Origin of the sequence: Sphaerotilus microaerophilus, from assembly GCF_023734135.1 — a bacterium.
Lineage (GTDB): Bacteria > Pseudomonadota > Gammaproteobacteria > Burkholderiales > Burkholderiaceae_C > Sphaerotilus > Sphaerotilus microaerophilus.
Window position 1 is genome coordinate 452,354 of record NZ_AP025730.1, and the last position, 24,580, is coordinate 476,933.

Annotated in this window: 26 protein-coding genes; 6 read left to right on the forward strand and 20 right to left on the reverse strand. The window is 67.6% G+C overall.

From position 1 onward, the window contains the following. Positions 1 to 16: 16 nt before the first annotated feature. From NGK70_RS02045 to NGK70_RS02075, 7 genes are all read right to left on the reverse strand, one after another. The gene (locus tag NGK70_RS02045) at positions 17 to 808 is read right to left on the reverse strand and encodes an SDR family NAD(P)-dependent oxidoreductase (protein WP_251971725.1); all 792 of its coding nucleotides are present in this window, start codon (positions 806 to 808) and stop codon (positions 17 to 19) included. 4 nt (positions 809 to 812) lie between these two features. Beyond that, entirely contained in the window at positions 813 to 1,409 is a 597-nt protein-coding gene (locus tag NGK70_RS02050) for an antibiotic biosynthesis monooxygenase (protein ID WP_251971726.1), read from the reverse strand. Continuing rightward, on the reverse strand, positions 1,406 to 2,251 hold the full coding sequence (locus NGK70_RS02055) for an alpha/beta fold hydrolase (RefSeq protein ID WP_251971727.1): 846 nt from the start codon (positions 2,249 to 2,251) through the stop codon (positions 1,406 to 1,408). The genes NGK70_RS02050 and NGK70_RS02055 overlap by 4 nt, the downstream gene beginning before the upstream one ends. A gap of 16 nt (positions 2,252 to 2,267) precedes the next feature. Continuing rightward, the gene (gene dmpH, locus NGK70_RS02060; RefSeq protein ID WP_251971728.1) at positions 2,268 to 3,056 is read right to left on the reverse strand and encodes a 2-oxo-3-hexenedioate decarboxylase; all 789 of its coding nucleotides are present in this window, start codon (positions 3,054 to 3,056) and stop codon (positions 2,268 to 2,270) included. Positions 3,057 to 3,158: 102 nt separating this feature from the next. Then, positions 3,159 to 3,941 (reverse strand): 2-oxopent-4-enoate hydratase, encoded by a 783-nt coding sequence (dmpE, locus tag NGK70_RS02065; RefSeq protein ID WP_251971729.1) that lies wholly within the window; start codon positions 3,939 to 3,941, stop codon positions 3,159 to 3,161. Between the two features lie 11 nt (positions 3,942 to 3,952). After that, positions 3,953 to 5,407: a 2-hydroxymuconic semialdehyde dehydrogenase gene (locus NGK70_RS02070; RefSeq protein ID WP_251971730.1), complete on the reverse strand. Its 1,455-nt coding sequence runs from the start codon at positions 5,405 to 5,407 to the stop codon at positions 3,953 to 3,955. 65 nt (positions 5,408 to 5,472) lie between these two features. Further along, positions 5,473 to 5,814: a GlcG/HbpS family heme-binding protein gene (locus tag NGK70_RS02075; protein ID WP_251973651.1), complete on the reverse strand. Its 342-nt coding sequence runs from the start codon at positions 5,812 to 5,814 to the stop codon at positions 5,473 to 5,475. Between NGK70_RS02075 and NGK70_RS02080 the strand changes: the two genes are divergently transcribed. Further along, positions 5,750 to 5,896, forward strand: a complete 147-nt coding sequence (locus NGK70_RS02080) for a hypothetical protein (protein WP_251973913.1) — start codon at positions 5,750 to 5,752, stop codon at positions 5,894 to 5,896. The genes NGK70_RS02075 and NGK70_RS02080 overlap by 65 nt on opposite strands. A gap of 153 nt (positions 5,897 to 6,049) precedes the next feature. Here the strand turns inward: NGK70_RS02080 and NGK70_RS02085 are convergent, their stop codons facing one another. Beyond that, positions 6,050 to 6,976, reverse strand: coding sequence for a catechol 2,3-dioxygenase (locus tag NGK70_RS02085; protein WP_251971731.1), 927 nt, complete (start codon positions 6,974 to 6,976; stop codon positions 6,050 to 6,052). A gap of 19 nt (positions 6,977 to 6,995) precedes the next feature. After that, positions 6,996 to 7,340, reverse strand: a complete 345-nt coding sequence (locus NGK70_RS02090; RefSeq protein ID WP_251971732.1) for a 2Fe-2S iron-sulfur cluster binding domain-containing protein — start codon at positions 7,338 to 7,340, stop codon at positions 6,996 to 6,998. Positions 7,341 to 7,505: 165 nt separating this feature from the next. On the opposite strand from NGK70_RS02090, the gene NGK70_RS02095 reads away from it, so the two are divergent. Continuing rightward, positions 7,506 to 8,417 carry a LysR family transcriptional regulator gene (locus NGK70_RS02095; RefSeq protein ID WP_251971733.1) on the forward strand — a complete coding sequence of 304 codons (912 nt, stop codon included), beginning with the start codon at positions 7,506 to 7,508 and terminating at the stop codon, positions 8,415 to 8,417. Here NGK70_RS02095 and NGK70_RS02100 read toward each other — a convergent pair. From NGK70_RS02100 to NGK70_RS02125, 6 genes are all read right to left on the reverse strand, one after another. Next, positions 8,404 to 9,474, reverse strand: coding sequence for an NADH:ubiquinone reductase (Na(+)-transporting) subunit F (locus NGK70_RS02100; protein ID WP_251971734.1), 1,071 nt, complete (start codon positions 9,472 to 9,474; stop codon positions 8,404 to 8,406). The genes NGK70_RS02095 and NGK70_RS02100 overlap by 14 nt on opposite strands. A 141-nt stretch (positions 9,475 to 9,615) precedes the next feature. Continuing rightward, positions 9,616 to 9,972 (reverse strand): phenol hydroxylase subunit P4, encoded by a 357-nt coding sequence (locus NGK70_RS02105; RefSeq protein WP_251971735.1) that lies wholly within the window; start codon positions 9,970 to 9,972, stop codon positions 9,616 to 9,618. Between the two features lie 89 nt (positions 9,973 to 10,061). Further along, positions 10,062 to 11,609 carry an aromatic/alkene/methane monooxygenase hydroxylase/oxygenase subunit alpha gene (locus NGK70_RS02110; protein ID WP_251971736.1) on the reverse strand — a complete coding sequence of 516 codons (1,548 nt, stop codon included), beginning with the start codon at positions 11,607 to 11,609 and terminating at the stop codon, positions 10,062 to 10,064. Between the two features lie 11 nt (positions 11,610 to 11,620). Continuing rightward, complete coding sequence (locus NGK70_RS02115; RefSeq protein ID WP_251971737.1) at positions 11,621 to 11,890, reverse strand: MmoB/DmpM family protein; 270 nt, start codon at positions 11,888 to 11,890, stop codon at positions 11,621 to 11,623. A gap of 40 nt (positions 11,891 to 11,930) precedes the next feature. After that, positions 11,931 to 12,926 (reverse strand): aromatic/alkene monooxygenase hydroxylase subunit beta, encoded by a 996-nt coding sequence (locus tag NGK70_RS02120; protein WP_251971738.1) that lies wholly within the window; start codon positions 12,924 to 12,926, stop codon positions 11,931 to 11,933. A 99-nt stretch (positions 12,927 to 13,025) separates the two neighbouring features. After that, on the reverse strand, positions 13,026 to 13,334 hold the full coding sequence (locus NGK70_RS02125; RefSeq protein WP_251971739.1) for a phenol hydroxylase subunit: 309 nt from the start codon (positions 13,332 to 13,334) through the stop codon (positions 13,026 to 13,028). Positions 13,335 to 13,666: 332 nt separating this feature from the next. Between NGK70_RS02125 and NGK70_RS02130 the strand changes: the two genes are divergently transcribed. After that, a complete protein-coding gene (locus NGK70_RS02130) occupies positions 13,667 to 16,714 on the forward strand; it encodes an ATP-binding protein (RefSeq protein ID WP_251971740.1) in 3,048 nt (1,015 codons plus the stop codon). Beyond that, the gene (locus NGK70_RS02135; RefSeq protein WP_251971741.1) at positions 16,711 to 17,415 is read left to right on the forward strand and encodes a response regulator transcription factor; all 705 of its coding nucleotides are present in this window, start codon (positions 16,711 to 16,713) and stop codon (positions 17,413 to 17,415) included. Before NGK70_RS02130 ends, NGK70_RS02135 begins: the two co-directional genes overlap by 4 nt. Positions 17,416 to 17,614: 199 nt before the next feature. Here NGK70_RS02135 and NGK70_RS02140 read toward each other — a convergent pair whose 3' ends face one another. Then, complete coding sequence (locus NGK70_RS02140) at positions 17,615 to 18,370, reverse strand: abortive infection system antitoxin AbiGi family protein (RefSeq protein WP_251971742.1); 756 nt, start codon at positions 18,368 to 18,370, stop codon at positions 17,615 to 17,617. A 301-nt stretch (positions 18,371 to 18,671) separates the two neighbouring features. Beyond that, positions 18,672 to 19,724, reverse strand: coding sequence for a virulence RhuM family protein (locus NGK70_RS02145; RefSeq protein ID WP_251971743.1), 1,053 nt, complete (start codon positions 19,722 to 19,724; stop codon positions 18,672 to 18,674). Positions 19,725 to 19,875: 151 nt separating this feature from the next. On the opposite strand from NGK70_RS02145, the gene NGK70_RS02150 reads away from it, so the two are divergent. After that, positions 19,876 to 20,109, forward strand: coding sequence for a hypothetical protein (locus NGK70_RS02150; protein ID WP_251971744.1), 234 nt, complete (start codon positions 19,876 to 19,878; stop codon positions 20,107 to 20,109). 43 nt (positions 20,110 to 20,152) lie between these two features. Here the strand turns inward: NGK70_RS02150 and NGK70_RS02155 are convergent, their stop codons facing one another. Beyond that, on the reverse strand, positions 20,153 to 21,379 hold the full coding sequence (locus tag NGK70_RS02155; RefSeq protein ID WP_251969229.1) for an IS110 family RNA-guided transposase: 1,227 nt from the start codon (positions 21,377 to 21,379) through the stop codon (positions 20,153 to 20,155). Between the two features lie 384 nt (positions 21,380 to 21,763). On the opposite strand from NGK70_RS02155, the gene NGK70_RS02160 reads away from it, so the two are divergent. Then, positions 21,764 to 22,786 carry a J domain-containing protein gene (locus tag NGK70_RS02160; RefSeq protein ID WP_251971745.1) on the forward strand — a complete coding sequence of 341 codons (1,023 nt, stop codon included), beginning with the start codon at positions 21,764 to 21,766 and terminating at the stop codon, positions 22,784 to 22,786. 15 nt (positions 22,787 to 22,801) lie between these two features. Here NGK70_RS02160 and NGK70_RS02165 read toward each other — a convergent pair whose 3' ends face one another. Both NGK70_RS02165 and NGK70_RS02170 read right to left on the reverse strand, forming a co-directional pair. Next, on the reverse strand, positions 22,802 to 24,013 hold the full coding sequence (locus NGK70_RS02165) for a type II toxin-antitoxin system HipA family toxin (RefSeq protein WP_251971746.1): 1,212 nt from the start codon (positions 24,011 to 24,013) through the stop codon (positions 22,802 to 22,804). Further along, the gene (locus NGK70_RS02170) at positions 24,010 to 24,336 is read right to left on the reverse strand and encodes a helix-turn-helix domain-containing protein (protein WP_251971747.1); all 327 of its coding nucleotides are present in this window, start codon (positions 24,334 to 24,336) and stop codon (positions 24,010 to 24,012) included. Before NGK70_RS02170 ends, NGK70_RS02165 begins: the two co-directional genes overlap by 4 nt. Positions 24,337 to 24,580: the final 244 nt, after the last annotated feature.

Here is a 24,580-nt window from a genome sequence, read left to right on the forward strand (position 1 = left end):
GTGAAATCGGGTGAGGTCAGAGGCTGCGCACCACGCCGCCCTCGACCCGCAGGGCGGCGCCCTGGGTGGCCGCGGCCAGCGGGCTGCAGACGTAGGCGACCATCGAGGCCACCTCGTGTGGCTGGATGAAGCGCTTGAGGATCGAGGTGGGCCGGCCGTGGGCGAAGAAGTCGCGCGCCGCCTCGTCAAAGGTCTGGCCCTTCTCGGCCGCCAGCGTGGCGAAGAAGTCCTCGGCGCCCTGCGTCAGCGTCGGGCCGGGCAGCACGCTGTTGACCGTCACGCCGGTGCCGGCGCAGGTCTCCGCCAGGCCGCGGGCCACCGAGATCTGCGCCGACTTGGTCATGCCGTAATGCACCATTTCCGCGGGTGGGCACATCCCGGACTCGCTGGAGATGAAGACGATGCGGCCCCAGTTGCGCCGCTTCATGGCGCCCAGGTAGGCGCGCGCCAGGCGCACGCCGCTCATCACGTTGGTCTCGAAGAAGCGCAGCCAGTCGGCGTCCGGGATGTCCTCGAAGGGCTTGGGGTCGAAGATGCCCAGGTTGTTGACCAGCACATCCACGTCCGGACAGGCCGCGACCAGCGCGGCACAGCCCTCGGCGCTGGCGAGGTCGGCGGTGACGCCCGTCACCTCGGCACCGGGGCAGGCGGATCGCAATTGCGCCAGCGCCGCCTCGACGCGGTCGGCCGCACGGCCGTTGATGACCACCGCCGCGCCTTCGGCGGCCAGGGCCTTCGCGATCGCGAAGCCGATGCCGGCGGTGGAGCCGGTCACTAGCGCGCGCCGGCCTTTGAGTTGCAGGTCCATGGGTTCAGGCAGGTTTGGGCGCCGGGTGCAGCCAGGGCTTGAGCCACTGCGTCAGCCGTGGCGCGACGCCCCAGGTCATGATCAGCACCACCAGCGCGGTGACGAGCATCGTGCGCGGCACCAGCGGCCAGTCGGCCAGCAGCGGCACGACGGTGAGGAAGAGGAAGAGCACCGTCGGGAAGATGCCCAGCCAGGTGACGATGGCCACCTTCCAGCGCGGCGGCGGGGTCAGCTTCGGCCCCTTGGGATCGACGAACCAGTGCGCCAACCCGGTGAGCTGGCGCAGCTGCTGCTCGCCCTCGGTGTGCGGCGCCACCGCGGTCAGGCCCAGCGAGCGCACCGGCGAGCTCTGCCAGGCGGCCAGGTGCTCGGCCGAGTCGTAGGCAAAGATGACGTGGTAGAGGTTGCCCTCCCTGCCGTCATCGCCGCTCGCATCCTCGCCCGGGCGGATCAGGTGCCCACCGAGGTGGCCTGAAAAGGTGGCGGCTGCGGCGATCATCTGCGTCATCGCCGCTTCGAAGGCGGCCTCGTGGCCGGCCTTGACGCGGCGGGTGACCAGCACCGTCACGGGTTTGCCGGACGCAGCGGCGGGAGCGTTCATGACTGCGCGTCCGCCTCGGCAAAGAAGTCGCCCACCAGCCGGGCGAAGCGGCCCGCGTGCTCGATCTGTGTCCAGTGGCCGCAGTGGCCGAAGACGTGCAGCTGGCTGTTGGGAATCCAGTCGGCCAGCGTCAGCGAGTTCTGCAGCGGGATCACCCGGTCCTCGCGGCCGTGGATCACCAGCGTCTCATGGGGCAGCGCGCGGATGTCGGCCTCGGCGCTGGCCATCGCGTCCACCCAGCGCTGGCGCGGGGCGGGGAACATCGCGGCAAACGACTCCTGGAAGCCCGGCCGGATGCTGGCCTGGTAGCGCAGCTCGGCCAGCTCGTCGGTGACCAGGGCACGGCTGTAGGCAAAGAGGTCCAGCAGCCCCTTCATCGCCGCCAGCGAGGGCTCGTAGCCCCACACCGCGTCCAGCCCCGGCGTGATCGCGAAGGGCACGCCGACGCTGCCCATCAGCACCAGCCGACGCACCCGCTGCGGCGCACGGATGGCCAGCGCCAGCGACAGCGCGCCACCGAAGGAGTTGCCGACCAGGTCGACCTGCGGCACGCCGAGCGCATCCAGCAGGTCCAGCGCCTGCTGCACCCAGACGTCCATCGAGTAGGCCTGCCCCGCCGGCCGGTCCGTGAAGCCGAAGCCGACCATGTCCGGCGCCAGCACACGCCGGGACTTGGCGAGTTCAGGCATGACAAGGCGCCAGTTGGCCCAGGCGCTCACGCCCGGCCCGGAGCCGTGCACCAGCAGCACCGGCGGTTGCCCGGACTGGGCGCTGCCGATGTCGTGGCAGTTGGTCTCGAAGGCGCCGGTGCGGACGCGCCGGGCGATTTCGGGGGAGCTCATGGCGGGCCGTCGCCGATCAGACGAACTTCATGGAGACGCTGCCCAGGTCCTGGAAGCGCACGTTGACGCTGTCGCCGGCCTGCACCGCGATGGCCTCGGTGACGCCACCGGTCATGATGAAGGTGCCGGCCGGGATTTCCTGGCCGCGCGCGCCCAGGTGGTTGGCCATCATCGCCACCGCGGCGGCCGGGTGGCCCAGCACCGCGGCGCCGGCGGCCATGGCCATGATCTGGCCGTTCTTCTCCAGCACCACGCCCAGCGTGCGCAGGTCCAGCTCCTCGACGCGGCGCGAGCGCCCGCCGATCACGAAGCGCGAGGCCGAGGTGTTGTCGGCAATCACGCTCTTGAGGTCGAACTTGAAGTCGCGGTAGCGGCTGTCGATGATCTCGACCGCGGGGAGGACGAAGTCGATCGCCGCCATCACCGCGCCGACGTGGCAGCCCGGGCCGCGCAAAGGCGCCTTGGTGACGATGCAGATCTCGGCCTCCACCTTGGGGTGGATCAGTTCCGAGGTCTGGATCTCTCCGCCGTCCGGGCGGGCCATGTAGTCGGAGACGAAGCCGAAGCAGGGCACGTCCACGCCCATCTGCTTCATCTTCGCGAACGAGGTCAGGCCGGCCTTGAGGCCGACGGTCTTGTGGCCACGTGCTTCCTTGCGGCGGCGGATCTCGTCCTGGATGTCGTAGGCGTCGGCCCAGTCCATCTGCGGGTAGTCGTCGGTGATCTTGGTGACGTCGCGCGCCTCCAGCTCGGCCGATTCCAGGTGGGCGGCCAGCGCCTCGATGTCTTTGCGATCAAGTGCCATGGTGTATCTCTTTCTTCAGCAAGGTCCAGGCGTGGATCCGGCTCCGCCGGTCCGCTGCCTGCGCCCCCTCGGGGGGCAGCGACCGGCAGGGAGCGTGGGGGCTCAGATGAAGCGCACCGAGGTGCTGCCGAGACCGCCCACCGAGGCGTGCAGGCTGTCGCCGGCCTTGACTGGCACCAGCGGCGACTGCGAGCCCGACAGGATGATGTCGCCGGCCTTGAGCGTGATGCCCAGTGCGCCCAGCGTGTTGGCCAGCCAGGCCACCGCGTTGACGGGCGAGCCCTGCACCGAGGCGCCGCAGGAGGTCGAGATGATTTCGCCGTTCTTCTCCAGCACCATGCCGGCCAGCGCCAGGTCGAGGTCGTGCGGGCTGCGGCGGGTGCCGCCCAGGGTCAGCACGCCACAGCTGGCGTTGTCCGCCACGGTGTCCTGGATCTTGATCTTCCAGTCGCGGATGCGGCTGTCGACGATCTCGAAGCAGGGCATCACGCAGTCGGTGGCGCGCAGCACGTCGGCCGCGGTCACGCCCGGGCCGGTGAGGTCACGCGCCAGGATGAAGGCGACTTCGGCCTCGGCCTTGGGCGCGATCAGCTTGCTGGTGTCCACCGGCTCGCCTTCGTTGAACACCATGCCCGAGAGCAGGTGGCCGAAGTCCGGCTGGTTCACGCCCAGCATGTCCATCACCACCTTGCTGGTCACGCCGATCTTCTTGCCGACGACGATCTCACCCGCATCGAGGCGGCGCTGGATCATGCGCAGCTGGATCTGGTAGGCGTCGGCGACGGTGATGTCGGCCTCGCGGTTGGTGAGCGGCTCCACCGGCACGCGGCTGAGCAGCGACTGGTAGAGCTCGTCGCCGTAGGCTTGGATCTTCTCGGGGGTCATCGAGGCCGTCCTCAGATTTTGATCATCACGTTGCGGAGTTCCGTATAGAACTCCAGCGAATGCACACCGCCCTCGCGGCCGATGCCCGAGGCCTTGGCGCCGCCAAAGGCCGTGCGCAGGTCGCGCAGGAACCAGCTGTTGACCCAGCACAGGCCTACCTCGATGGCGTTGGCCACGCGGGTGGCGGTGCCGATGTCGGAGGTCCAGACCGTGGTGGCCAGGCCGTAGTCGGTGGCGTTGGCCAGCTCGATTGCCTCTTCCTCGGTGTCGAAGGGGGCGATGTGGCAGCAGGGGCCGAAGATCTCCTCGCGGATCACCGCGGCGCTCTCGGGCAGGCCGGTCCAGATGGTGGGCTGCACGAAGTGGCCGTTGGCGTACTCGCCTTCCATCGGGGGCGTGCCGCCACCGGTGACCACCGTGGCGCCGGCCTCCTTGGCCTTGGCGTAGTAGCCCAGCACCTTCTGCCGGTGCTCGGCAGAGATCAGCGGGCCCAGGCCGACGCCCGGGGTGTCGGGGCCGCCGACCTTCAGGCCCTCGGCCTTGGCCTTGAGCGCGGCCACGAACTTCTCAAAGATCGGGCGCTGCACGTACACGCGCTCGGTGCCCAGGCAGACCTGGCCGCAGTTCTCGAAGGCGCTGCGGGTGATGCCGGCCACCGCCTTGTCGAAGTCCGCATCAGCAAAGACGATGCCGGCGTTCTTGCCGCCGAGCTCGAAGCTGACCGGACGCACGCCCTTGGCGGCGGCGGCCATGATGGCCTCGCCGGTGCGCGTTTCACCGGTGAAGGTGATGCCGTTGACGCCCGGGTGCTGGGTGATGAAGGCGCCCGCCGATCCGGGACCGAAGCCGTGTAGCACCTGATACACGCCCTTGGGGATGCCCACCGTGTTCATCACCTCGCCCAGCAGCGTGGCGGTGGCGGGGGTTTCTTCCGAGGGCTTGACGATCACGGTGTTGCCACAGGCCAGCGCCGGGCCGACCTTCCAGGTCATCAGCAGCAGCGGCAGGTTCCAGGGGCAGATCACGCCGATCACGCCCAGGGGGCTGCGCACGCCGTAGCTGATGGCCGTGCCGCCGTCGGGCGTGGTCATCTGGAAGCTCTCGGTGGGCACGTTCTTGACGATGTCGGCAAAGACCTTGAAGTTGGCGGCGCCGCGCGGGATGTCGATGTGCGAGGCGAGCGAACGCGGCTTGCCAGTGTCGGCCAGCTCGGCGGCCAGGAAATCGTCAAAACGGCGGTTGATTTCATCGGCCACTGCGTGCAGCAGTTCCGTGCGCTTGACCACCGACATGCGGCCCCACTCGCCCTTCAGCGCGGCGCGGCCCGCGGCGACGGCAGCGTCCACCTCCGCCTGGCCGGCCTCGTGCACCAGGCCGATCACCTCGTTGGTGGCCGGGATGCGGTCTTCGAAAGTCTTGCCGGTGGCGACGAACTCGCCGTTGATGAAGTTCAGGAACTGTTTCATGGCAGATAGTGCGTTGATGCTGACGCGATGGACGACGCGACGATGATGATCGTTTTCAAGGGCGCTCAGGCCAGGCCCAGCGCCGCGAGCCCCGCGGCGGCGCAGACCTCGTCCTGCTCGGCCGAGCCACCGGACACGCCGATGCCGCCGATGCGCTCGTCGCCCTCGACGACGGGCAGCCCGCCGCCGAAGAGCACGAGGCGGGCGCGCTGGTTCAGCCCGATGCGCAGCAACTCGTCGTCACCGATCACGCCGCCCCACTGCGAGGTCGGAAACCCGAAGCTCGCCGCGGTGTAGGCCTTGTCGATGGCGATGTCGATCGAATGCAGGAAGGCCCCGGGCATGCGCAAGAACGCCATCAACGTGCCCGAGGCATCGGTGACGGCAACGTTGATGCGTATGCCCAGGGCCTCCGCCTTCGCCACGGCCGCCTGGACGGCAGCCGATGCGGCCGAAGCGGTGATGCAACGGACAGGAACACTGTGTTGAGTCATGACTGCAGCCGGTAGCGAAGAGGAGGAAACCACTGGGGGCCAACGGCCCCCGTGAGTGGACGCGGTGGATCCGGCTTGGCCGGTCCACTCGCGTCGCCCCCTTGAGGGGGAGCGCCGTCAGGCGCAACGGGGGTGGGCGACCATCCCTTCAGGTCACAACGCTCAGGAAGCGCTCGTTGAGCTTGCGGTCGTGATAGAATACGCCGGCGCCCACTTCGTCCCAGGTCCAGGTGATCGGCGGCATGTCCGGGTACCAGTAGTTGCCGCCGCAGAAGGTCTCCATGCGGTTGCCCGACGGGTCGAAGAAATAGATCGTCGTGCCGCGGGTGACGCCGTGGCGGGTCGGGCCGATGTCGATCGAGACGCGGTGCATCGACATGATGTCGGCGGCGCGCAGCACCTGCTCCCAGGTCTCCAGCAGGAAGCTCACGTGGTGCAGCTTGGCGGGTTCGCCGTGGCGAACCATCGCGATGTCGTGCGCCTTGGTGCCGCAGGACAGCCAGGTGGCCAGGTCGGTCTTGCCGTCTTCGAGCAGGATGTGCTCCACCATGCCGAAGCCCAGCACCTCCTCGAACAGCTTGCGGTTGGCGTCGATGTCCGGGCCGTAGATCAGGCAGTGGTCCATGCGCAGCGGGTTGATGCCCTTGAGGCCCTGCTGGAAGGCTTCCGGGTTCACGTAGCCGATGCCATTGCCCACGTCGGTCTTCTGGGCATACAGCTCGATCACGTGTTCCGTCGGCAGCTTGAAGCGCACGCGCTCGCCGGTTTCCAGCATCTCACCGGCGGGCACACGCTCGGTGGTCACGCCGTAGTCCTTGAGCTTGCCTTCCAGCTCGTTCAACGTGGCGTTGTTCAGCACCTTGAAGGCGAAGGCATCCAGGCCGGCACTGTCGGCCTTGCGGATCACGAAGCTGTTGTGATCGTGCTCCTCGTTGCACTTGAAGTACACGCGGCCCGAGTTGTCGCGCCCGGTTTCCTTCAGGCCCATCACGTCGGTGTAGAACTTCACCGACTCGTCCAGGTCCAGCACACGCACCACCGCGTGGCCCGGACGCAGCACACCAGTCATTGCCATTTCGGTCTCCTTCTTGAGGTCAGGTTGAGTGGGAAGTGGGGGCGCCGGCCGTCTCAACCCCGCGGACGACGCTCTTTTTCATCTTTCCGATCACCGTCAGGTGCACGTCGCTGGTGGGGCGAACGCGGCAGGCCAGCACGCGGCCCTCGCGCTCGTCTTCCTCGCTCACGTGCTCCCGGCTCATCACCCGGGCCACGTAGCTGCCCTCGGTGACCTGCACCTTGCACACGCCACAGCCGCCGTTGCGGCAGCCCACCGGGATGCCTTTGCGCCCGAGGGCCTCCATGCCCTCCAGCAGCGAACGCGTCTCGGCGCAGCGGTAGGTCTCGCCGGTGTCTTCGATCAGGATGTCGTATCGAACCACTTACCTGTCTCCTGTCTGGTGTTGCTGCGGACTTGAAGCCGCTTTCACCTTGAGTGCCCGGGATGATGGAACCGTGGCTCGATACTGTCCAATACCATATATTCCAATCTCAATACCTGCTGAGTATCGAGTTGACTGCCCACAAGCCCGATCTGGAGCCCCGACATGGACCTGCGTGAAATGCGCTACTTCCTTGCCCTGGCCGAGGAGCGGAACTTCGGCCGTGCGGCCGAGCGGCTGCACATCGCCCAGCCGCCGCTGTCGCGCCAGATCCGGGCGATGGAGGACGAGCTGGGCGCGCAGCTGTTCATCCGCACACCCAAGGGCGTGGAGCTGACCGAGGCCGGGCAGACGCTGCTCGACGAGGTACCCAACCTGCTCGCGCTGGCCCAGCGCGCCAAGGAGCGCACCCGGCGCGCCGGCCAGGGGCTGATCGGCCAGCTCGACGTGGGCCTGTTCGGCTCGGGCGTGCTGGACGTGATCCCGCGCATGCTGGCGCGCTTCCACACCGCGCGGCCGGACGTGAAGATCAAGCTGCACAACCTCACCAAGGCCGAGCAGCTGCAGGCCCTGCGCGAGCGCCGCCTCACGGTCGGCTTCAACCGCCTGGTGCCGGAGGACGAGGACCTGGTGATCGAGCCCATCCTGCGCGAGCCGCTGGTGGTGGCGCTGCCGGAGGGCCACCCGCTGGCGGTGCGCCCGAGCATCCCGATCGCCGAACTGGAAGGCCTGCCGCTGATCCTCTACCCCAACATCCCGATGCGCGGGCTGGCGCAGGAGATTGCCGATGCCTTCCGCGCCGAGGGTCTGACGATGCGCCTGGAGCAGGACGTCGAGGACGTGCTCACCGCCGTGGCCCTGGTGGCCAGTGGCTTCGGGCTGGCGATCACGACGCAGTCGGCCACCAACCTGCGTCTGCCGGGCGTGGCCTTTCGCCCGCTGTCCAGCCGCCACCTGCGCGACGTGGAGCTGAGCTGCCTCTACCGGCGCGGCGACACCTCGCCGGTGTTGGCTGCTTTCCTGGACGTAGTGCATGGCTTTGCGCGTGTGCCCAGCCGGAACTTCAGATCCGCTTGAACAAGGGGCTGCGCATCTGCTGCGCGGCGTCCGCGGCCGAGATGAACTTCTCGGTGTAGATGTCGCGCTCGAACAGCCGGCCCTGCATCAGCGTCGTGATGCAGGCGTCGATCATGATCGGCGGGCCGCAGAGGTAGGCCTTGCGCCCGCGGAAGTCGTTGTCGAAGTGCGCCTTGGCGGCGTCGTGCACGAAGCCCCGGAACCCTGTCCAGCCCGAGTCGGCCGGCTCGTCCGACAGCGCCGGCACGTAGGTGAAGTGCGGGTGCTGCGCCGCCAGCGCGGTGAACAGGTCGTGGTCGTACAGCTCGGCACGGTTGCGCGCGCCGTAGACCAGCGTGATCGGCAGGGAGGCGCCCCCGTTCGCCTGGTCTGCCAGCAGGTCCAGGATCATCGACTTGGGGCTCGACAGCCCGGAGCCACCGGCCAGGAACAGCGAGGGCACGTTGGCCGACTTGCGCACGAAGAAGCGCCCGTAGGGCCCGGCCAGCTTGACCCGGTCGCCGACCTTCATCTGCTGATGCACCCAGGTGGTGGCATGGCCTCCCGGCACGTGGCGGATGTTGAGTTCGACCTCGCCCGCCTGCTGCGGCGCATTGGCCAGCGAGAAGGCGCGCGAGCCCGTGCCGTCCGGCAGTGCCAGGTTGATGTACTGGCCGGCCTGGAAGTCCATCGGCTTGTCCAGCGTGATCCACACGCCCTTGATCGTGGGCGTCAGCGCCTCGATGCGGCTGACGGTGCCCGGGAAGTCGCGCACCGGCAGGTTGCGGGCGTCGTCGTCGGCCTCGATCTCGGCCTCGATCACCACGTCGGACTGCAGCGTCGCGCAGCAGGCCAGGCACAGGCCCTCCTCGCGCTCGTAGTCCATCAGCGCGAAGTTGGAGGCCTCGCCGTGGTCGATCTCACCGTCGGTGACGCTCACCTTGCAGGTGGCGCACAGCCCGTGGCAGCAGGCGTGCGGCAGGTAGATGCCCGCGCGCAGCGCGGCGTCGAGGATGGTCTGGCCCTCCTCGACTTCCAGCGTCTGGCCGAGCGGTTCGATGGTCAGCGAATGGGACATGGCGGGTGGTGCATTGCAGAACGGGTGCCGGGCGCGAAACTAGGGTGTACCCAGCAGACGCCGTGGAGCCGGCTTTGCCGGTCCACTGGCGTCGCCCCCTTGAGGGGGAGCGGCGTCAGCCGCTACGGGGGTGGGTCTGGCTCAGCTGCAGGAGCCCTTGAAGCCGGTGAGACCGGGCGTGCGGAAGCGGATCACGTCCTTGTGGCCCAGGCCGTTCTCGGCCAGGCTCTTCTCGGGGTCCGGCTGCCAGGGCTGGCCGGACTTGAACCACTCGGCCTTCTCCCAGTCGATCTGGGCGAACTCCGGGTGCGCGCCGAAGATGCCCGGGAAGGCGCCGCGGCACATGTCGCCGAACTTCAGCGTCGGCGGGAACGGCACCGCGAACGGCGCGCAGAACATCAGGTGGTCCTCCCAGCCGACGAACAGCAGCGGGGCAGGGAACTTCTCGACAGGGTCCTTGGGGGCAAATTCGTACTTGCCGATGGCAGTGACGGCCATGGGGATGTCTCCGTTTCGAAAGTCGGTGGGCCGGCCGGCGCCGCAACAGGCACCGGCCGGGCCGGATCAGGCAATGGCGGCAGCCAGGCTCAGTTGCCGGTGGCCGCCTGCTTCCAGGCGTTGAAGTTCTTCTGGTCCGGCGAGCCCTCGTAGTCGAGGTTGTCGCGGCCGAACTCCATGCGGTACCACTTCAGCACTTCCATCAGCGGGTTGAAGTCCGGCGCGCCCGGGTTGGCCTCGGGGGTGAAGCAGTTGCCCTGGTAGATCTGGTGCACCGGCAGCCAGCTCTGGATGTACTTCTCCGGCTCGTTGTCGAAGATCGCCTTGCAGCCGTCCGAGCAGGTGTGGTACTTCATGCCGTGGTAGGTGCTCTCGCGGTAGGCGATCTTGGTGGGATCGTCCGGTTCGGTGAAGAACATCGGGATCTGGCAGGTCTGGCACAACATCGGCAGCGTCGTGTTGTAGAAGCGCCGGCCCTCCGCGGCCTCCTTGCCCCAGTGCTCGTAGCGCGGGCGGTAGTACTTGTCGAAGGTGTCGGGGTACTTGGCCGACAGCCACTCCATGTCCTTCTCGCTGGGCGCCCAGGTGTGGAAGGGCGCGGCGGCCCCGTAGTTGTAGAACACCGCCCAGGCCTGGTGCGAGAGGTGCTCCTTGTCCTTGCAGGCCTGCGTCCAGCCGGCCGGCACCTTGATGCCGTAGCGCGCCAGGTCGTTGAACAGGGCGCCGCCGTTCTGCTCGGCGTAGATCTCCCAGGCCTCCTTCCAGCTCATGACCTTCTTCGGGAGCATGTAGTCCATCATCATGGCCACCAGCGTGAGCACGCGGTAGCCACGCCAGAACCACTTGTCGATCCAGGCCTGCACGATGGGCAGGTTATCCGGGTCCTGCTCCAGGATGAACTTGATGATCTCCAGGCCCAGCGTCATGTGGCGCGACTCGTCGGACTGCGCCGAGAAGCCGAAGGCCATCGCCCCCATGTCGCCGTTGTAGGCCGCACCCGAGATGAAGGGCACGAACAGCAGGTTGGTCAGCACGTACTCGAACGCGAAGCCGATCGCGATCATGTACTCGAACGGGCCGGCGGTGATCGCGTCGTCGAAGAAGGACTTCGGCACCGACAGGTACCAGACCCGGTCGTGCTGGTGGCGCCAGTTCTGGAAGCCGTTGTAGAACTTGTTGTAGTTCGACAGGCTGTGGATCTGCGTCTGCGAGTGGCGGATCTCGTCCAGGCTCTGCATCAGGCAGGCCACGCGCGGGCCGGCCCCCGGGAAGGCCCGGCCGACGTGCGCGAAGCCGCGGTGCGCCATGTACTCCAGCGGCGACACCCCCGTCAGGAACAGCTTGAGCGAGTTGATGTAGCGCGCGTCGGTCAGCCCGAGGTGGCCGTTGTTCTGGTTGAACGCGTCGATGATCGCGTAGAGCTTCTTCTCCTTCTCCGCCTGGTACTTCCAGTAGGCGTCCATCGTCATGCGGAAGGGATCCTCGAACTTGTCCCAGTCGTGGATCTTGATGCCCTCGTACTCGACGTAGGGGTAGACGTCCTGCACGGCCTGGTAAGTGGGCGTCCACGCCAGGTCGCGCGTCATCAGGTTGTAGCGTTCCTTCAGGCCCAGCTTCTTGTTGACCTTCATGTCCATGGTGTGTCTCCTCAGTTCTTCCAGGAAAGGGCGAACTCGTCGTCGGTCTCTTCCACGTGACCGGACATCGTGATCAGGTTGACGTGCAGCTCCTGCAGGTCGAAGTCGCGGCCCATCTGCTCTTCCACCGTCTCGCGGCGGATCACCATGCGGCCAGGCACGTCGACCTTGACCATGGCGGGCTGCTCGTTGACCACGGCCGCGGGGTTGTCGGCCAGGATGGCCTCGACGATGCAGCGGCTCTCTTCGTTCTTCTGGAACGCGATGAATACGTTCGACATCGGGTGTCTCCGTGAATCTTGGGTGAATCGATGGCCGGGGTCAGGCCGCGCCCAGGCCGGCCTTGGCCAGGCGGGCGTCGAGCAGCGCGGCCACGCGCGCCATCGCGGCGTCGGCGCCGTCACCCAGCGCCAGGCTGGCGATCGGCGCGAGCGCTTCGATGCCGCGGGCGCGCCAGTGGGCAACCCAGCCGTTGAGCAGCGCCTTGTTGTCGGCGCTCTCGGCCGCGGCGATCTTCATCACCGAGTCCACCCACTTGCTCGAATCCACGAACCACTCGGCCTGGAAGCGCGTGAGCATCGACACCGTCGGGCCCGCCTTGGCGGCCAGCGCCCGGTCGACCTCGCCGTAGGCCAGCGCGAACAGCAGGCCGTCGAGCACCACGTTCTGCGCCACGTACAGCTCGAACCAGTCCTTCAGCACGAACGTGTCTTCCACGTAGCGGCGCAGCGGCTGCCAGGCCGATGCCTCCAGCCAGGCCTGCTTGCCGGCCTCCAGGTCACCCTGCTGGCCCAGCGCCAGGCCCAGGCGGGTCAGGTACTGGGCGATGCCGAGCTGGTCCATGCCCTGGTACAGGCAGGGCTGGGTGATCGCGGTGCCGTAGCCGTAGGCGCACATCGACGCGCCGTTCATGTTCGCGCCCCAGGCCACATGGCGCAGCGGCACGTAGAAATCCAGCGCGGTGCGGCGTGCGGCGTCGTCGTAGCCCTCGGCCAGGCCGCGCGTCTCGATGAACTCGAAGTCCGACTCCGCCGTCTCCTGCAGCCGGGCGCGCGCCTGGGTGTAGGTGCCGTAGTAGAACTGGCGCGGGTCCTTGAAGGCGTACCAGTCCTTCATGACGATCTTCGTGCGCGAGGGGTCGAAGATCTCGTGCTCCGGATCCCAGGTCGGGCGGTAATGGAAGTTGGCGTTGGCCTGCACGTCCATCGTGGCCTCGATGTAGCGCGAGGCGGCCTTGTCGCCGCCCAGGCGTGCAGCGATGTGGTCGTAGGTCTGCCGCAGCGGGGTGATGCTGACGGTGCGGAGGTCGATCTGCATGGTGGGTGGTCTCCTCGGTGGGCTTCGGTCGGGAATCGGAAATCGGAAATCGGGGAAGGGCGCAGGGCCGGGGGCGTCAGCGCGTGGCGCTGCGCCGCATCAGGCCGTGCCAGGGTCGGCCGATGGGTCCGGCTTGGCCGCGCCGTGGCGGTCGAGCCGTTGGGTGCGCGCGTCGTGCAGCGTCCAGGACTGACCCTCGCCGCCGCGCTCGGCGGGCAGCACCACGTCGTGGCTGGGCTGCACACCCTGATGGGCACAGAACTCGTCGAACGCAGAGCGCGGCAGCATCATCTCGACGAAGAGTTCGGGTTCACCCACGGCGAAATGGAACTCGACCATGCCGTCGGGGCGCTCTTCCACGATGCGGACGAATCGGCGGGCAGGGTCGAAGGGAGCGGGCACTTGCATGAAGCCCCTTTTGCAATGACCTTGCCCGGTCTGGTCCTGAACCCATGAAATCTCGATAATTCAAGGGTAAGCACCGAGGTTTGACCCTCTCGAGGGGCCAGATCCAGCGGCACCAGGGGGGCGATGTCGGCGGTTGTTTTCCGCATTGCAGTGCACCAATTGATCATTTGGTGAAGCCTCTGAAGCCTGATTCGATCAAATGATCATCGATTGACCCGTCTTTGCCCGGTTGTTGAGATTGCGAGAAACTGGCAAGCTGACTCTTGAATATCGAGATTTTGTGAGCGGACGTTTCAGGATGCTGCTCAGCTTCCCACCGAGGAGACCGCCGCGTGGACCCAGCCTCGCCTGCCTGGCCGAACGCCCCGCTGCGCGTCGGCGCGGTCACGCTGTCCCCGAGCGATGACGCGCAGACCCAGCGCGAGAAACTTGCCCGCGTCGTGCTCGACGCGATGTACCAGTTCGTCGGCCTGCTCGATGCCGAGGGCCGCACGCTGGAGATCAATCGCGCCGCGCTGGATGGCGCCGGCCTGCGGCTGGAGGACATCCGCGGCCGGCCGTTCTGGGAGGCGCGCTGGTTCCAGGTCTCGCGCGAGTCGATCGAGCAGCAGCGCGATTTCGTGCGTCGCGCCCGTGGAGGCGAATTCATCCGCTGCGACCTGGAGGTCTACGGCGAGGCCGCCGGTGACCGAACCATCGTGGTCGACTTCTCGCTGCTGCCGGTGCGCGACGACCGTGGCCGGGTGGCCTTCCTGTTGGCCGAGGGGCGCAACATCACCGCCAAGAAGCTGGCCGAGGCCGAGGTGGCGCGCAAGAACGCCGAGCTGCAGCGCCTGCTCGACACCGTGCGGCAGATGGACCAGCTCAAGAGCGACCTGTTCGCCAACGTCAGCCACGAGTTGCGCACCCCGCTGGCGCTGATCCTCGGGCCCACCGACGAGCTGCTGACCCACGGCACGAACCTCACCGAGCCGCAGCGGCGCCAGCTCCAGCTGGTGCGGCGCAGTGCCGCGACCCTGCTCAAGCACGTCGACGACCTGCTCGATCTGGCCCGGCTCGACGCCCGCAAGGTCGACCTGCGCTGCGAGCCGGTGGACCTGGCCGCGCTGCTGCGCGTGCTGGCAGAGCCCTTCCAGACCCTGGCGCCGCAGCGCGAGCTGACCTATTCAGTGACCGCCCCGCCGACGCTGCCGGCGCTGGTCGACCCCGAGAAGTTCGAGCGCATCGCGCTCAACCTGCTGTCCAACGCCTTCAAGTTCACGCCGCCCGGCGGCCGGGTGCGCTGCACGCTGGAGCCGCTGGTGGATTCGCAGGGCGAGGGCCGCTGCCTGCTCAGCGTGCAGGACTCCGGCCCCGGTGTGCCGCCCGAGCAGCGGCAGACGGTGTTCGAGCGCTTCCGCCAGCTCCAGCAGGGCACCACGCGCGAGCACGGCGGCACCGGCCTGGGCCTGGCGATCGCCAAGGAGTTTGTCGACCTGCACCACGGCAGCATCGCCGTCACCGCCGCGCCGGGCGGCGGCGCGCTGTTCCAGGTCGAACTGCCGCTGCAGCCGCCGCCGGGCAGCTTCGTGGTGACGCGCTCGCCCGACGCGCCGGATCCGCCGCCATCGGCCCACGCGACCGACGCCATGCTCGAGGGCGTGATCGCCGAGCTGCAGGCGCCCGAGACCGGCGACAGCGGCGACACCGGCGCCCCCGTCACGCCGACCCTGCCGCCGCCCTGCCCCAACCAGGCCGCCACCGATGCAGCGGCTGCCGACGAACGCCCCACCGTGTTGGTCGTCGAGGACAACCCGGAGATGCGCCGCTTCGTCACCGACGCGCTGCGCGGCGAGTGCCGCGTCACCGCAGTGGCGGACGGCCAGGCCGCGCTGGAGCAGGTGCTGGCCGCGCCGCCTGACCTGGTCGTCACCGACCTGATGCTGCCCCGCCTGGGCGGCGACCAGCTGGTGGAGGCGATGCGCGCGCGCCCCGAGCTGGCCGACCTGCCGGTGCTCGTGCTCTCCGCCCGGGGCGACGAGGCGCTGCGCACCCGGCTGCTGACCGACGCGGTGCAGGACTACGTCACCAAGCCCTTCTCGGCCCAGGAGCTGCGCGCGCGGGTGCGCAACCTCGCTGCCATGAAGCACACCCGCGACGTGCTCAAGCGCGAGCTGGCGGTGCAGGGCGGTGACCTGACGCACATGACGCGCCGCCTCATCGCCAGCCGGCGCGCGCTGCAGGAGTCCGAGCAGCGCTGGTGGACGGTGTACGAGCACTCGCCGGTGGGCCTGGCGCTGATCGACGCCGACGGGCCGATCCGCACCGCCAACCCGGCCTTCCGCGCCATGCTGGGCTACAGCGCCGAGGAGCTGCGCGCCGGCACGCTGCGCCAGATCACGCCCGAGGAGGACCGCGCCAGCACGCAGGAGCGCGTCACCCGCCTGCTCGCCGGCACGGTGCGCGAGTACCACGTGCAGCGGCGCTACCTGCGGCGCGACGGCACGCCGGTCTGGACCCACACCAGCGTCGCGCTGGTGCCCGGTCTGTCGGAGGCCAACCCGCTGCTGCTGGTGGTGGCCAAGGACATCAGCGAGCAGAAGCGCGCCGAGCAGGCGCTGGCGCAGACCCGCGCGGAGCTGACCCAGGTTTCGCGCGCCAGCACGCTGGGCGAGCTGGCCGCGTCCATTGCGCACGAAGTGAACCAGCCGCTGGCGGCCATCGCGACCAACGGCCAGGCCGGCCTGCGCTGGCTGGAGTCCCCTCAGCCCAGCACCGACGAGGCCAAGGATTCGCTGCGCCGCATCGTGCGCGACGCCCACCGAGCTGGCGAGGTCATCACCCGCATCCGCGCCTTCCTGCGCCGCGGCGAGCAGCCGAAGGTGCCGGCCGCGCCGATGGACGTTGCGCAGGCCGCCGAGGAAACGCTGGCCCTGCTGCGCGGCGAGGCCGCCGCCCGCGGCATCGAGCTGCGCCTGAGCCGGCCCGACGATGCGCAGCCGCCCCTGCCTCCCGTGCGGGCCGACCGCGTGCAGGTGCAGCAGGTGCTGCTGAACCTGGTGATGAACGCGATGGAGTCGATCGACCGCCGCGCCGGCCCGCGCCGCGAGGTCGACATCACCCTCGCCGCCGAGTCACCCGACCACGTTCGCGTCGACGTCACCGACAGCGGTGCCGGCATCGACCCGGTGCTGGCCGAGCGCCTCTTCGAAGCCTTCCAGACCACCAAGCCCGGCGGCATGGGCATGGGCCTGGCGATCTGCCGCAGCATCGTCGAGTCCCACGGCGGCCGGCTCTGGACGGCCACGCCGTCACCGGGCGCGGGGGCCACCTTCAGCTTCACGCTGCCGGTGGAGGCCGGTGATGTGCGCGATGCCAGCATCACCCCGGAGGCCCCATGACCGCCCCCTCCCATGCACCCTCCTCCGCCCCCCCGACCCCGATCGACACGACCGACGCCAGCGACCCGCCGCTCGTCTTCGTCGTCGACGACGACCTGTCGATGCGCGAGGCGCTCAGCAGCCTGATCCGCTCCGCCGGGCTGCGGGTGGAAACCTGGGCGTCGCCGGCCGAATTCCTCGACCGGCTGGAACACCCGGTGGCCGGCCCGGCCTGCCTGGTGCTGGACGTGCGCATGCCCGGCATGACCGGGCTGGAGCTGCAGCAGCAGCTGGCCGAACGCAGCGCCGGTGGGCGGCCCTGGCCCATCGTCTTCATCACCGGCCACGGCGACATCCCGATGACCGTGCGCGCCATGCGCGCCGGCGCCATCGAATTCCTGCCCAAACCCTTCAGCGACCAGGAACTGCTCGCCGCCATCGACCTCGCCCTGGCCCAGGCCCGCGCCGCCCAGCACGACGCCGCCGCCCGCCAATCCGTCCAGGCCCGCTTCGACACCCTGACCCCGCGCGAACGCGAAGTGCTGCTCCTGATGGTCCAGGGCCTGCGCAACAAACTCACCGCCGACCGCCTGGGCATCAGCGAAGTGACGGTGAAGGTACACCGCCACCACGTGATGGAAAAGATGCGCGCCAGCTCGCTGCCGATGCTGGTGGACATGGTGGATCGGTTGGGGTTGAGGGGAAATGTGAGTGGAGGGTGAACTTGTGTCCTCGGCCGGATAGAGGCGCCAGGGCACTGCACGACATCCGTCCGTTCAAAAATGCAGCCTTCCTGTTTGCTTCAAAGAGGGCGCGCATACCGGCTTCCCTGACGTTGACGAAGTGTCTGGGGCTTGACAGGTAAGACCCGACTAGAGCGGGCCCAATTGAGTCGCCGACTAGATACCATTTCAGCGAAATCTAGAGTACAAAAATCTTTTCTTCGAGATGTGGCATTCTTGAAGCCAGAGTATTCTTAAAACTATTGTCTGGCACAAGGATCTCCTCAATTTGCTTGTGTTCAAACTGGAAATCAGAATTCACCTTTCGCCACTCCCGCTCAAAATAGAAATTATTGATATCAGAATCCTTGAGTGACGAATCATAGAACTTGAAGTACCAAGCCATATCCGCTAACAAGAAGAAGTGCGATTTGCTGATCTGTGATAATGCTGATTGGACGTCCGCATTACTTGACAATATATTATGAGCGTCTGTGATGTCCGTATTTTGAGTAAGCTTCTTGATTATCATTGCCGTCGAATTCAGTAAGCTTCTAAGCTCGGTCGGAAATCGATTGACAAGTAGTTCGGACGTGGCAATGGCTGACGTTGCGGAAAGAGGTAGATACCAAACCGGACGGACACCATGGGCGAGTAGGGTTTGCTTGGAGAAGCCTAGACCAAACCTACTGTACTTTCCTGTATGTATTGCCAACTGGTTGCGAGGGATATCGCAGAAGCATACGGCGGGTACACGTGTAATTTCACCTGATTGCTTAAATGTTCCTTCTTGGAAGGTTGGTATCGCGCTTGGAAAACACTTACCTGGATCGTAAAGCAGCTTCCCACTTTCGAGAATCATCAACAATGTTTCGAAGCGAGCAATATCGTTGTTTGCCGACCGACCAATGAAATGGTAAAGAATTGATGATATATATTCTTGATCAGCTTCCACAGTCTACTACCTTGCGGTGAACACGTTCAATGGTGACGGCATTTTTCAGCAGTTATTGACGACGAACTTCCGCCACGTTGAAGGTCGAGTGTCGTCTAATGCAATCCGCCTGAGTGGCGCTAAACAGTTACGGCACCTTGATATTCTTCCCTGTTGATTGCGTATTCATACAGGTCCCAATCTGCTGTCCAAAGTCGTGTCCTCTTCTGGCTCATTCTGCGGGCGACCAACCGCAGTGGCAAGTGGAGCCATGTGCTCCTCGTCAACCGCTGTACAAAACCCCCAAAAAAGGGTGGGCAAGTCAGCCGCCCCTCCTGCCCACCGGCAACGCCTTGGCCACCTCCTCCAACGCCTGCAGATTGGCCTGCGCCCCCTCGGCTTCCAACCAGGCCCGGCGCTCCGAGGCGAACTGGTCGTATTGCTGCTGCTCGTGGGCGTCGGCCTCCTGCTTCGACATCCGGCCAGCGCCTTCCAGCACTTCGCGGTCGTTGAAGGCCAGGAAGGCGTCGAGCTTGTCGGCCCAGTCGTTCAGGAAGACCTCCTTGCGCCGCCGCGCCTGGTCTTCGGCGAAGTCGAGCCACATCGTCACGACGCGGTTGAGTTCGGCGATTTCGGGCTCGCGCAGGTAGTTCTTGGCCACCGTCACGTCCGCCTTCTGGACGCTGCCGGATTTCCAGGTGGTCAGGCCCATGTTCGGCTGGCGGCTGTCGGCGCGCTCGGCGATCAACTCGGCGGCCGTCCGGCCGGTGACGGCGAAGTGCAGCTTGTTCTGCATGAAGCGGAAGAACCGTGTGGTTTCCGGCAGCGACGGCGCGTAGTCGGCCGCCATCGCGAAGATCTCGCGCACCCGCAGGTACATGCGCCGCTCGCTGGCGCGGATGTCGCGGATGCGTTCGAGCAGTTCGTCGAAGCGGTCGGGCACCGCCGAGCCGGCCACGGGCGGGTTCTTCAGGCGTTCGTCATCGAGCACGAAGCCCTTGACCAGATACTCCCGCAGCCGCTCGGTGGCCCAGCGCCGGAACTGCGTGCCGCGGGTGGAGCGGACGCGGTAGCCGACGGCGAGGATGGCGTCGAGGTTGTAGAACCTGACGTTGCGGCGGACTTGGCGATCGCCCTCGTGTCGAACTTGTAAGTGGCTCTTACAGGTTGCCTCCTGAAGGATCTCGCCCTCAGCGTAGAGCGCCTTCAGGTGCAGCGTGATGTTCTGCGGCGTGGTCTGGAACAGTTCGGCCATCTGAGCCTGCGAGAGCCACAGGCTGTCCTCGGCAAACCGGCACTCCACGCGCGAGCGGCCGTCCTCGGTCTCGTAGAGCAGGAATTCGCCCGGCTGGGGGGCGCCAAGTTCCGTCGCCATGTCTCTCCCGTCACGAGGCCTGGGTGGCCTCGTCAGCGGTCAATTCTCGCCCAGCCGTGCCCCGGAACGGCCCGTTGGCTCGCCCGCCGGCTTGCCGCGGCATGCGTGCGAAGGCGCCGGGATGCCAAGGCACGCGGGTTATTCTTGTTGCATGACTGCCCCCACCCAGCCCGACCTCTTTGGCAATGCCGAGCCCATGCCTGCGCCCGCGGGGGGCGCCGACCCCGAGCGCGCCCTGATCCGCATCCAGGCCCCCGCCGCCCAGCTCAGCAAGGCGCAGCGCGAGTTCAACCGGCTGATCGGGCGCATCGAGCGCCTGCGCGGCGAACTGGCCGACTGGCGGTTAATGTGGAAGACACCCAAGCGCGGACGTGTGGCTGCCTGACCTGAGGCTGGTCGGGGCCGCAAGGTCAGCAGGCAAGCGAGTCTCAGGTGGCGGTGGGGGTGGCGATGAAGCCGTGCTTGCGCAGCATTTTGAGCCAGCGCGGGGCGTTGCGCTGGACGTTCAGGGCCTCGTAGTCGACCTCCTTGTCTTGGTAGTGGGTGCCGTTGGCCAACATGGCGTAGACGGTACGCAGCATCTTGTGGGCCAGCGCCACGATGGACTTCTTGTGTCCCTTGCGAATGGCCAGCGCGTCGAACTTGGCCTTGAGCGCGCAGCGGGTACGCGCTGCAGCCTGGGCGAACTCGCACAGCAGCCTTCTGACCCAGGCGTTGCCCTTGCGGATGCGCCCGGTCTTGCGCTTGCCCGCGCTCTCGTTGTTGCCCGGGCAGATGCCCACCCAGCTGGCCAGCCGCTCGGCACTGCCGAAGACGTCCATGTCCGCGCCGATCTCCACCAGCAGCATCGCCGCGCCCTGGATGTCGATACCCGGCAAGGTCTGCAGCAGCTTGAGCTGCGGCTGCCAGGCGCGCAGTCCGTCCAGCAGGTATTGGTCCATGCGGGCGATGCGGGTCTCGATGTGCTCGATGTGCTGCATGATCTCCTGGGCCACGAAGCGGTGCGCGGCGCTGAACTGCTCGGTGCTCAGGGCCTCGAACAACTCGTCCCGGCTGGCCCGAAGGCGCCCCTTTTGATCCAGCACCTCGTACATGGCTTGGCCCGCAATGAGCGCCTTGACCATGGCGCGTGCACTGGCACCGTGGATGTCGCTGACCACCACGTTGATGCGCATGCCCGCATCTACCAGCACCTTGTGCAGCCGGTTCTTCTCGGCGCTGCACATGCCCACGAGCTTCTGCCGCTGACGCGCCACCAGACGAAGCTGGCGCAAGTCCACCGGTGGAATGAACGAGGCGCGCAACAGGCCCGCACGCGCCAGCGTGGCCAGCCACTGCGCATCGGCCATGTCGGTCTTGCGCCCGGGCACAGCTTTGACATGGCGCGCGTTGACCACCCACGCGATGATGCCCACCGCCTCCAGCGCCGCAAACGGGCTCTTCCAGTACACCCCCGTGCTCTCCATCACCACCACCTCGGGCCGAATCTCCAGCGACCATTGCGCCAAGGCACGGCGGTCGCGTCTGAAGGCTCCGAAGTCGCGCTTGGTGACCTCCACTCGGCCATCGTCATGCTCGACCACCGCACAGGCGGTGATCTTGGCCTGGTGTACGTCCAGCGCGATCACGCGTTTGTGCATCGGGGTCAGATCCATTGCCGGGCTCCTGCAGCTTGAACAACAATCACAAGCGTGCGGGCCCGCGCAGGTGCCGCCGACCAACGGCCTGCCGGGACAAAGCCTGGCGGCTCTCTTTAATGTGGGCTGTCGGGCGCCCGGGCTCCGCAAGGAACTCAGCAGCGCCCGCAGGCAATCCTGGGTACGAGTGGTCGGCAGCGGGTCAAGTTAGCGATCGCGGTCGAGTGCCATCAAAATATTGACCGACCTCTACCCGCTCAGGCCCGCACACCCTCAGTGTCTTCCATCATCCAGGGTGACCCGCCCGGGCCATGACAGTTAGCGCAGGAACGTGCTCAGGTTCGCCAGGGCAGCGAGGTCGCGCCGCTGCACGCGTGCCTGCGCACGCTGCAGCGCGAGTTGGTGCTGTGGATCGATGACTTCCTGGCCCGGCCGTCCGGCCGGCGTGAACTGCGGCTGACGGCCAAGCAGCGGCTCAAGCTGACCTGGATGCTGCTGTACCTGTCGCGCGCGGTGCTGGCCGATGGCGCCGACCCCGAAGTCGAGGCGGCCCATGACCGCCACGCACAGCGCTCGCACGGCGAGGACCAGCGCGAGCAGATCGACCTGGCCGCCGCGATGCTCGGTTCGGTGACCGGCGACGAGAGCCTGTTCGAGGGGCCTGCCGACTCGCTGGAGGATCTGCTCGAACGCGCCACGCAACGCCTGCATCAGAAGCCATCCGCAGCCGAGGACGGCACCGCTGCGTTTGCCGGGTTCACCGACAAAGGGGCGCCACGCCGGCCGTCCGCCCGCGCTCAGCAGGCCCAGGCCCGTGACGCCCAGGCCCGGGAAGAGGCCGGCCGGTCGGTGCGGGAGGTGTACCGGCGCCTGGTCGGCCAGCTACACCCCGACCGCGAAAGCGACCCGGCCGAGCGCGAGCGCAAGACCGCGTTGATGGCTCGGGTCAACGACGCCTACGGACGCAGCGACCTGCTGGAGCTGCTGACGGTGCAGATGGCCATCGAGCAGATCGACGAAGAGCACCTGCGCAGCGTGTCGGAGCAGCGCCTGCGCCACTACATCCGCGTGCTCAAGGAGCAGGAGCAGACGCTGGTCGACGAGATCGACCAGCTGCGCCTGCCGCTGATGGACCCGATGACCGGTCTGCCGAACCAGCCCGGGCGCTGGTCGCCCCGTCTGTACGACGAGATGGTGGACGACCAGCTGCAGCAGCTGCTCCAGGCCACGCACCAGATCGAAGCCGACGGCGCAGAGCTGCGCGCGGACGCGACGCGCAAGGCCTTCCTCAACGGCCTGCGCATCGACGACCCCGACGCGGAACTGGATCCCTTCGAGGCCATGCTGCTGGAGCAGGAGCTGGACGAGATGATGGCCATGGCGATGACCACCGCCGATGCGCCCGGGCGGCGGCGCAGGCGGTAGGGCGGGCTCGGCCGGTCAGGCCAGTGCAGGCGGCAGCAGCACTTCGTCGCCCCGGTAGCCGCAGGCCACCAGTTCCTGCGGCCAGGCCTCGGTGATCCGCTCCCGGCTGGTGGAGAGGAACTCGCGGGCCTCTTCCATGGTGGTGCCGAACAGGGCGCAGTCGTGCAGCAGATTGGCCTGGGTGGCTTCGCTGCGGCCGGCGCGGGTCACGGCCATCGCCAGGGTGCCGGAGAAGGTGAGGTAGGGCGCGATGTCGAAGGCATCGGCCAGGCCCCAGCGGCCGTCCGTGAACAGCAGGCCGTGGTTGCGGGGGTGGTCGTCGCCGTTGCCGCACAGGGCGTTGAAGGCCATGCGGCGCCAGAGTTCGCGCTTCAGCCTGGTGCTGTCCACATCGCTGCGGCCGCACCAGCGTTGCAGCTCGTGCGCCAGCGCGACGTAGGAGCGGCTGCGGTCGCCACGGGTCGGCTGGTCCAGCCGCAGCACGGTGTGGGCACTGGCGTAGAGGCGCCGCAGCGTGCGGCCCTGCGCGTCCACCTCGCGGTCGAAGCGGCGCACCAGCAGCAGCTCGCGCTCGTCACCCACCCGATGGAAGGCCACCTCGGCCGCCTGGACGCCACAGCGCGCGGCCAGGCGCATCGCCAGGTACTCGCGCAGCGGGGCATGCGGGGGGTCGCCACGGTCCTGCAGCTTGGCGATCCAGAGCTGGCCCTGGTGCATCACCGTCAGCTTGGGGCGCTCACCGCCCAGGCTGGTGCCGTGCAGGCCTTTGACGCCCCGAACGGCCTGGCTGCTCGGCCGCTCCGGCGGCAGGCTGCGCAGGAAGTCCATCAGATCCTGCGACGTCGGCGCCTGAAAGGCCAGCTTGCGCTCGATGTCGTCGCAGACTTCCACGGCACCGACCGCGTCGCCCTCCGACAGCTCCAGGCGCTGCAGCGGGTCGGTAAGGGACACGCCCTGCAGCTGCTCCAACAGGGCCAGGCCGAAACCCTCCGGGCTGGCGTCACGGAACACACCGAACAGGCCACCCTGCCGGGTTTCGCGCCACCCGCGGGCCGAGCGCGTGAAGGGCAGGTTGAGCGGGTCCAGGGCCAGCGCGCCGGGCAACTCGCGGTAGGCCGGGTCGTAGACGAAGCGGCCCACGCCGCCCTCCAGCGTGAAGCTGCCGCAGCGCTGTGGCTCCGACTGGCCCGGCAGCCAGACCCACACCGGCTTGCTGCGCGCGCTCATCGCGACGCACCCCGCACCCGCTTGGGCAACTGCGCTTCCAGCAGGGCGACATCGCCCTCCTCCCGGCCGAGCTGGCCCACCTGGGTCGAAAAGCCCTGCAGCAGGTCGAGCGCCCAGAGCACCGCCAGCCAGTAGCCCATCTGCACGGTGGGCGCGCCTTTCTCGATGGCGACCACGGTGCTCAGGCCGATGCCGGCCTTGGCGGCCAGGTCGGCCTGGGTCAGCTGGCGGGCGCGGCGGGCCACACGCACGCGCTCGCTCAAGGCCAGCAGCACGTCCTCAGCCTCGAAGGGCAGCCGCTTCAGGTCGGCAGATTTTTTCATTGGACAACTGCAATTGGTCTTATTGATTGCCTAAACAACTCTAACGGTTTCGGTCAGTCTAGCAAACCTGGCCCCATCCGGCGATGGCCGGCACCGCGGCAGGCGGCGCCCCTAAACCAAAGTGCAATAGCGCGAAGCGCGCTGCGTCCCTAGATTTGATGCCACGCCGCCGGCCCGCTGCACTCGACTGCAACGGACGACGCGCTGCGGCCCGCGGCCTGCGGATCGCACGGCACACATCCCA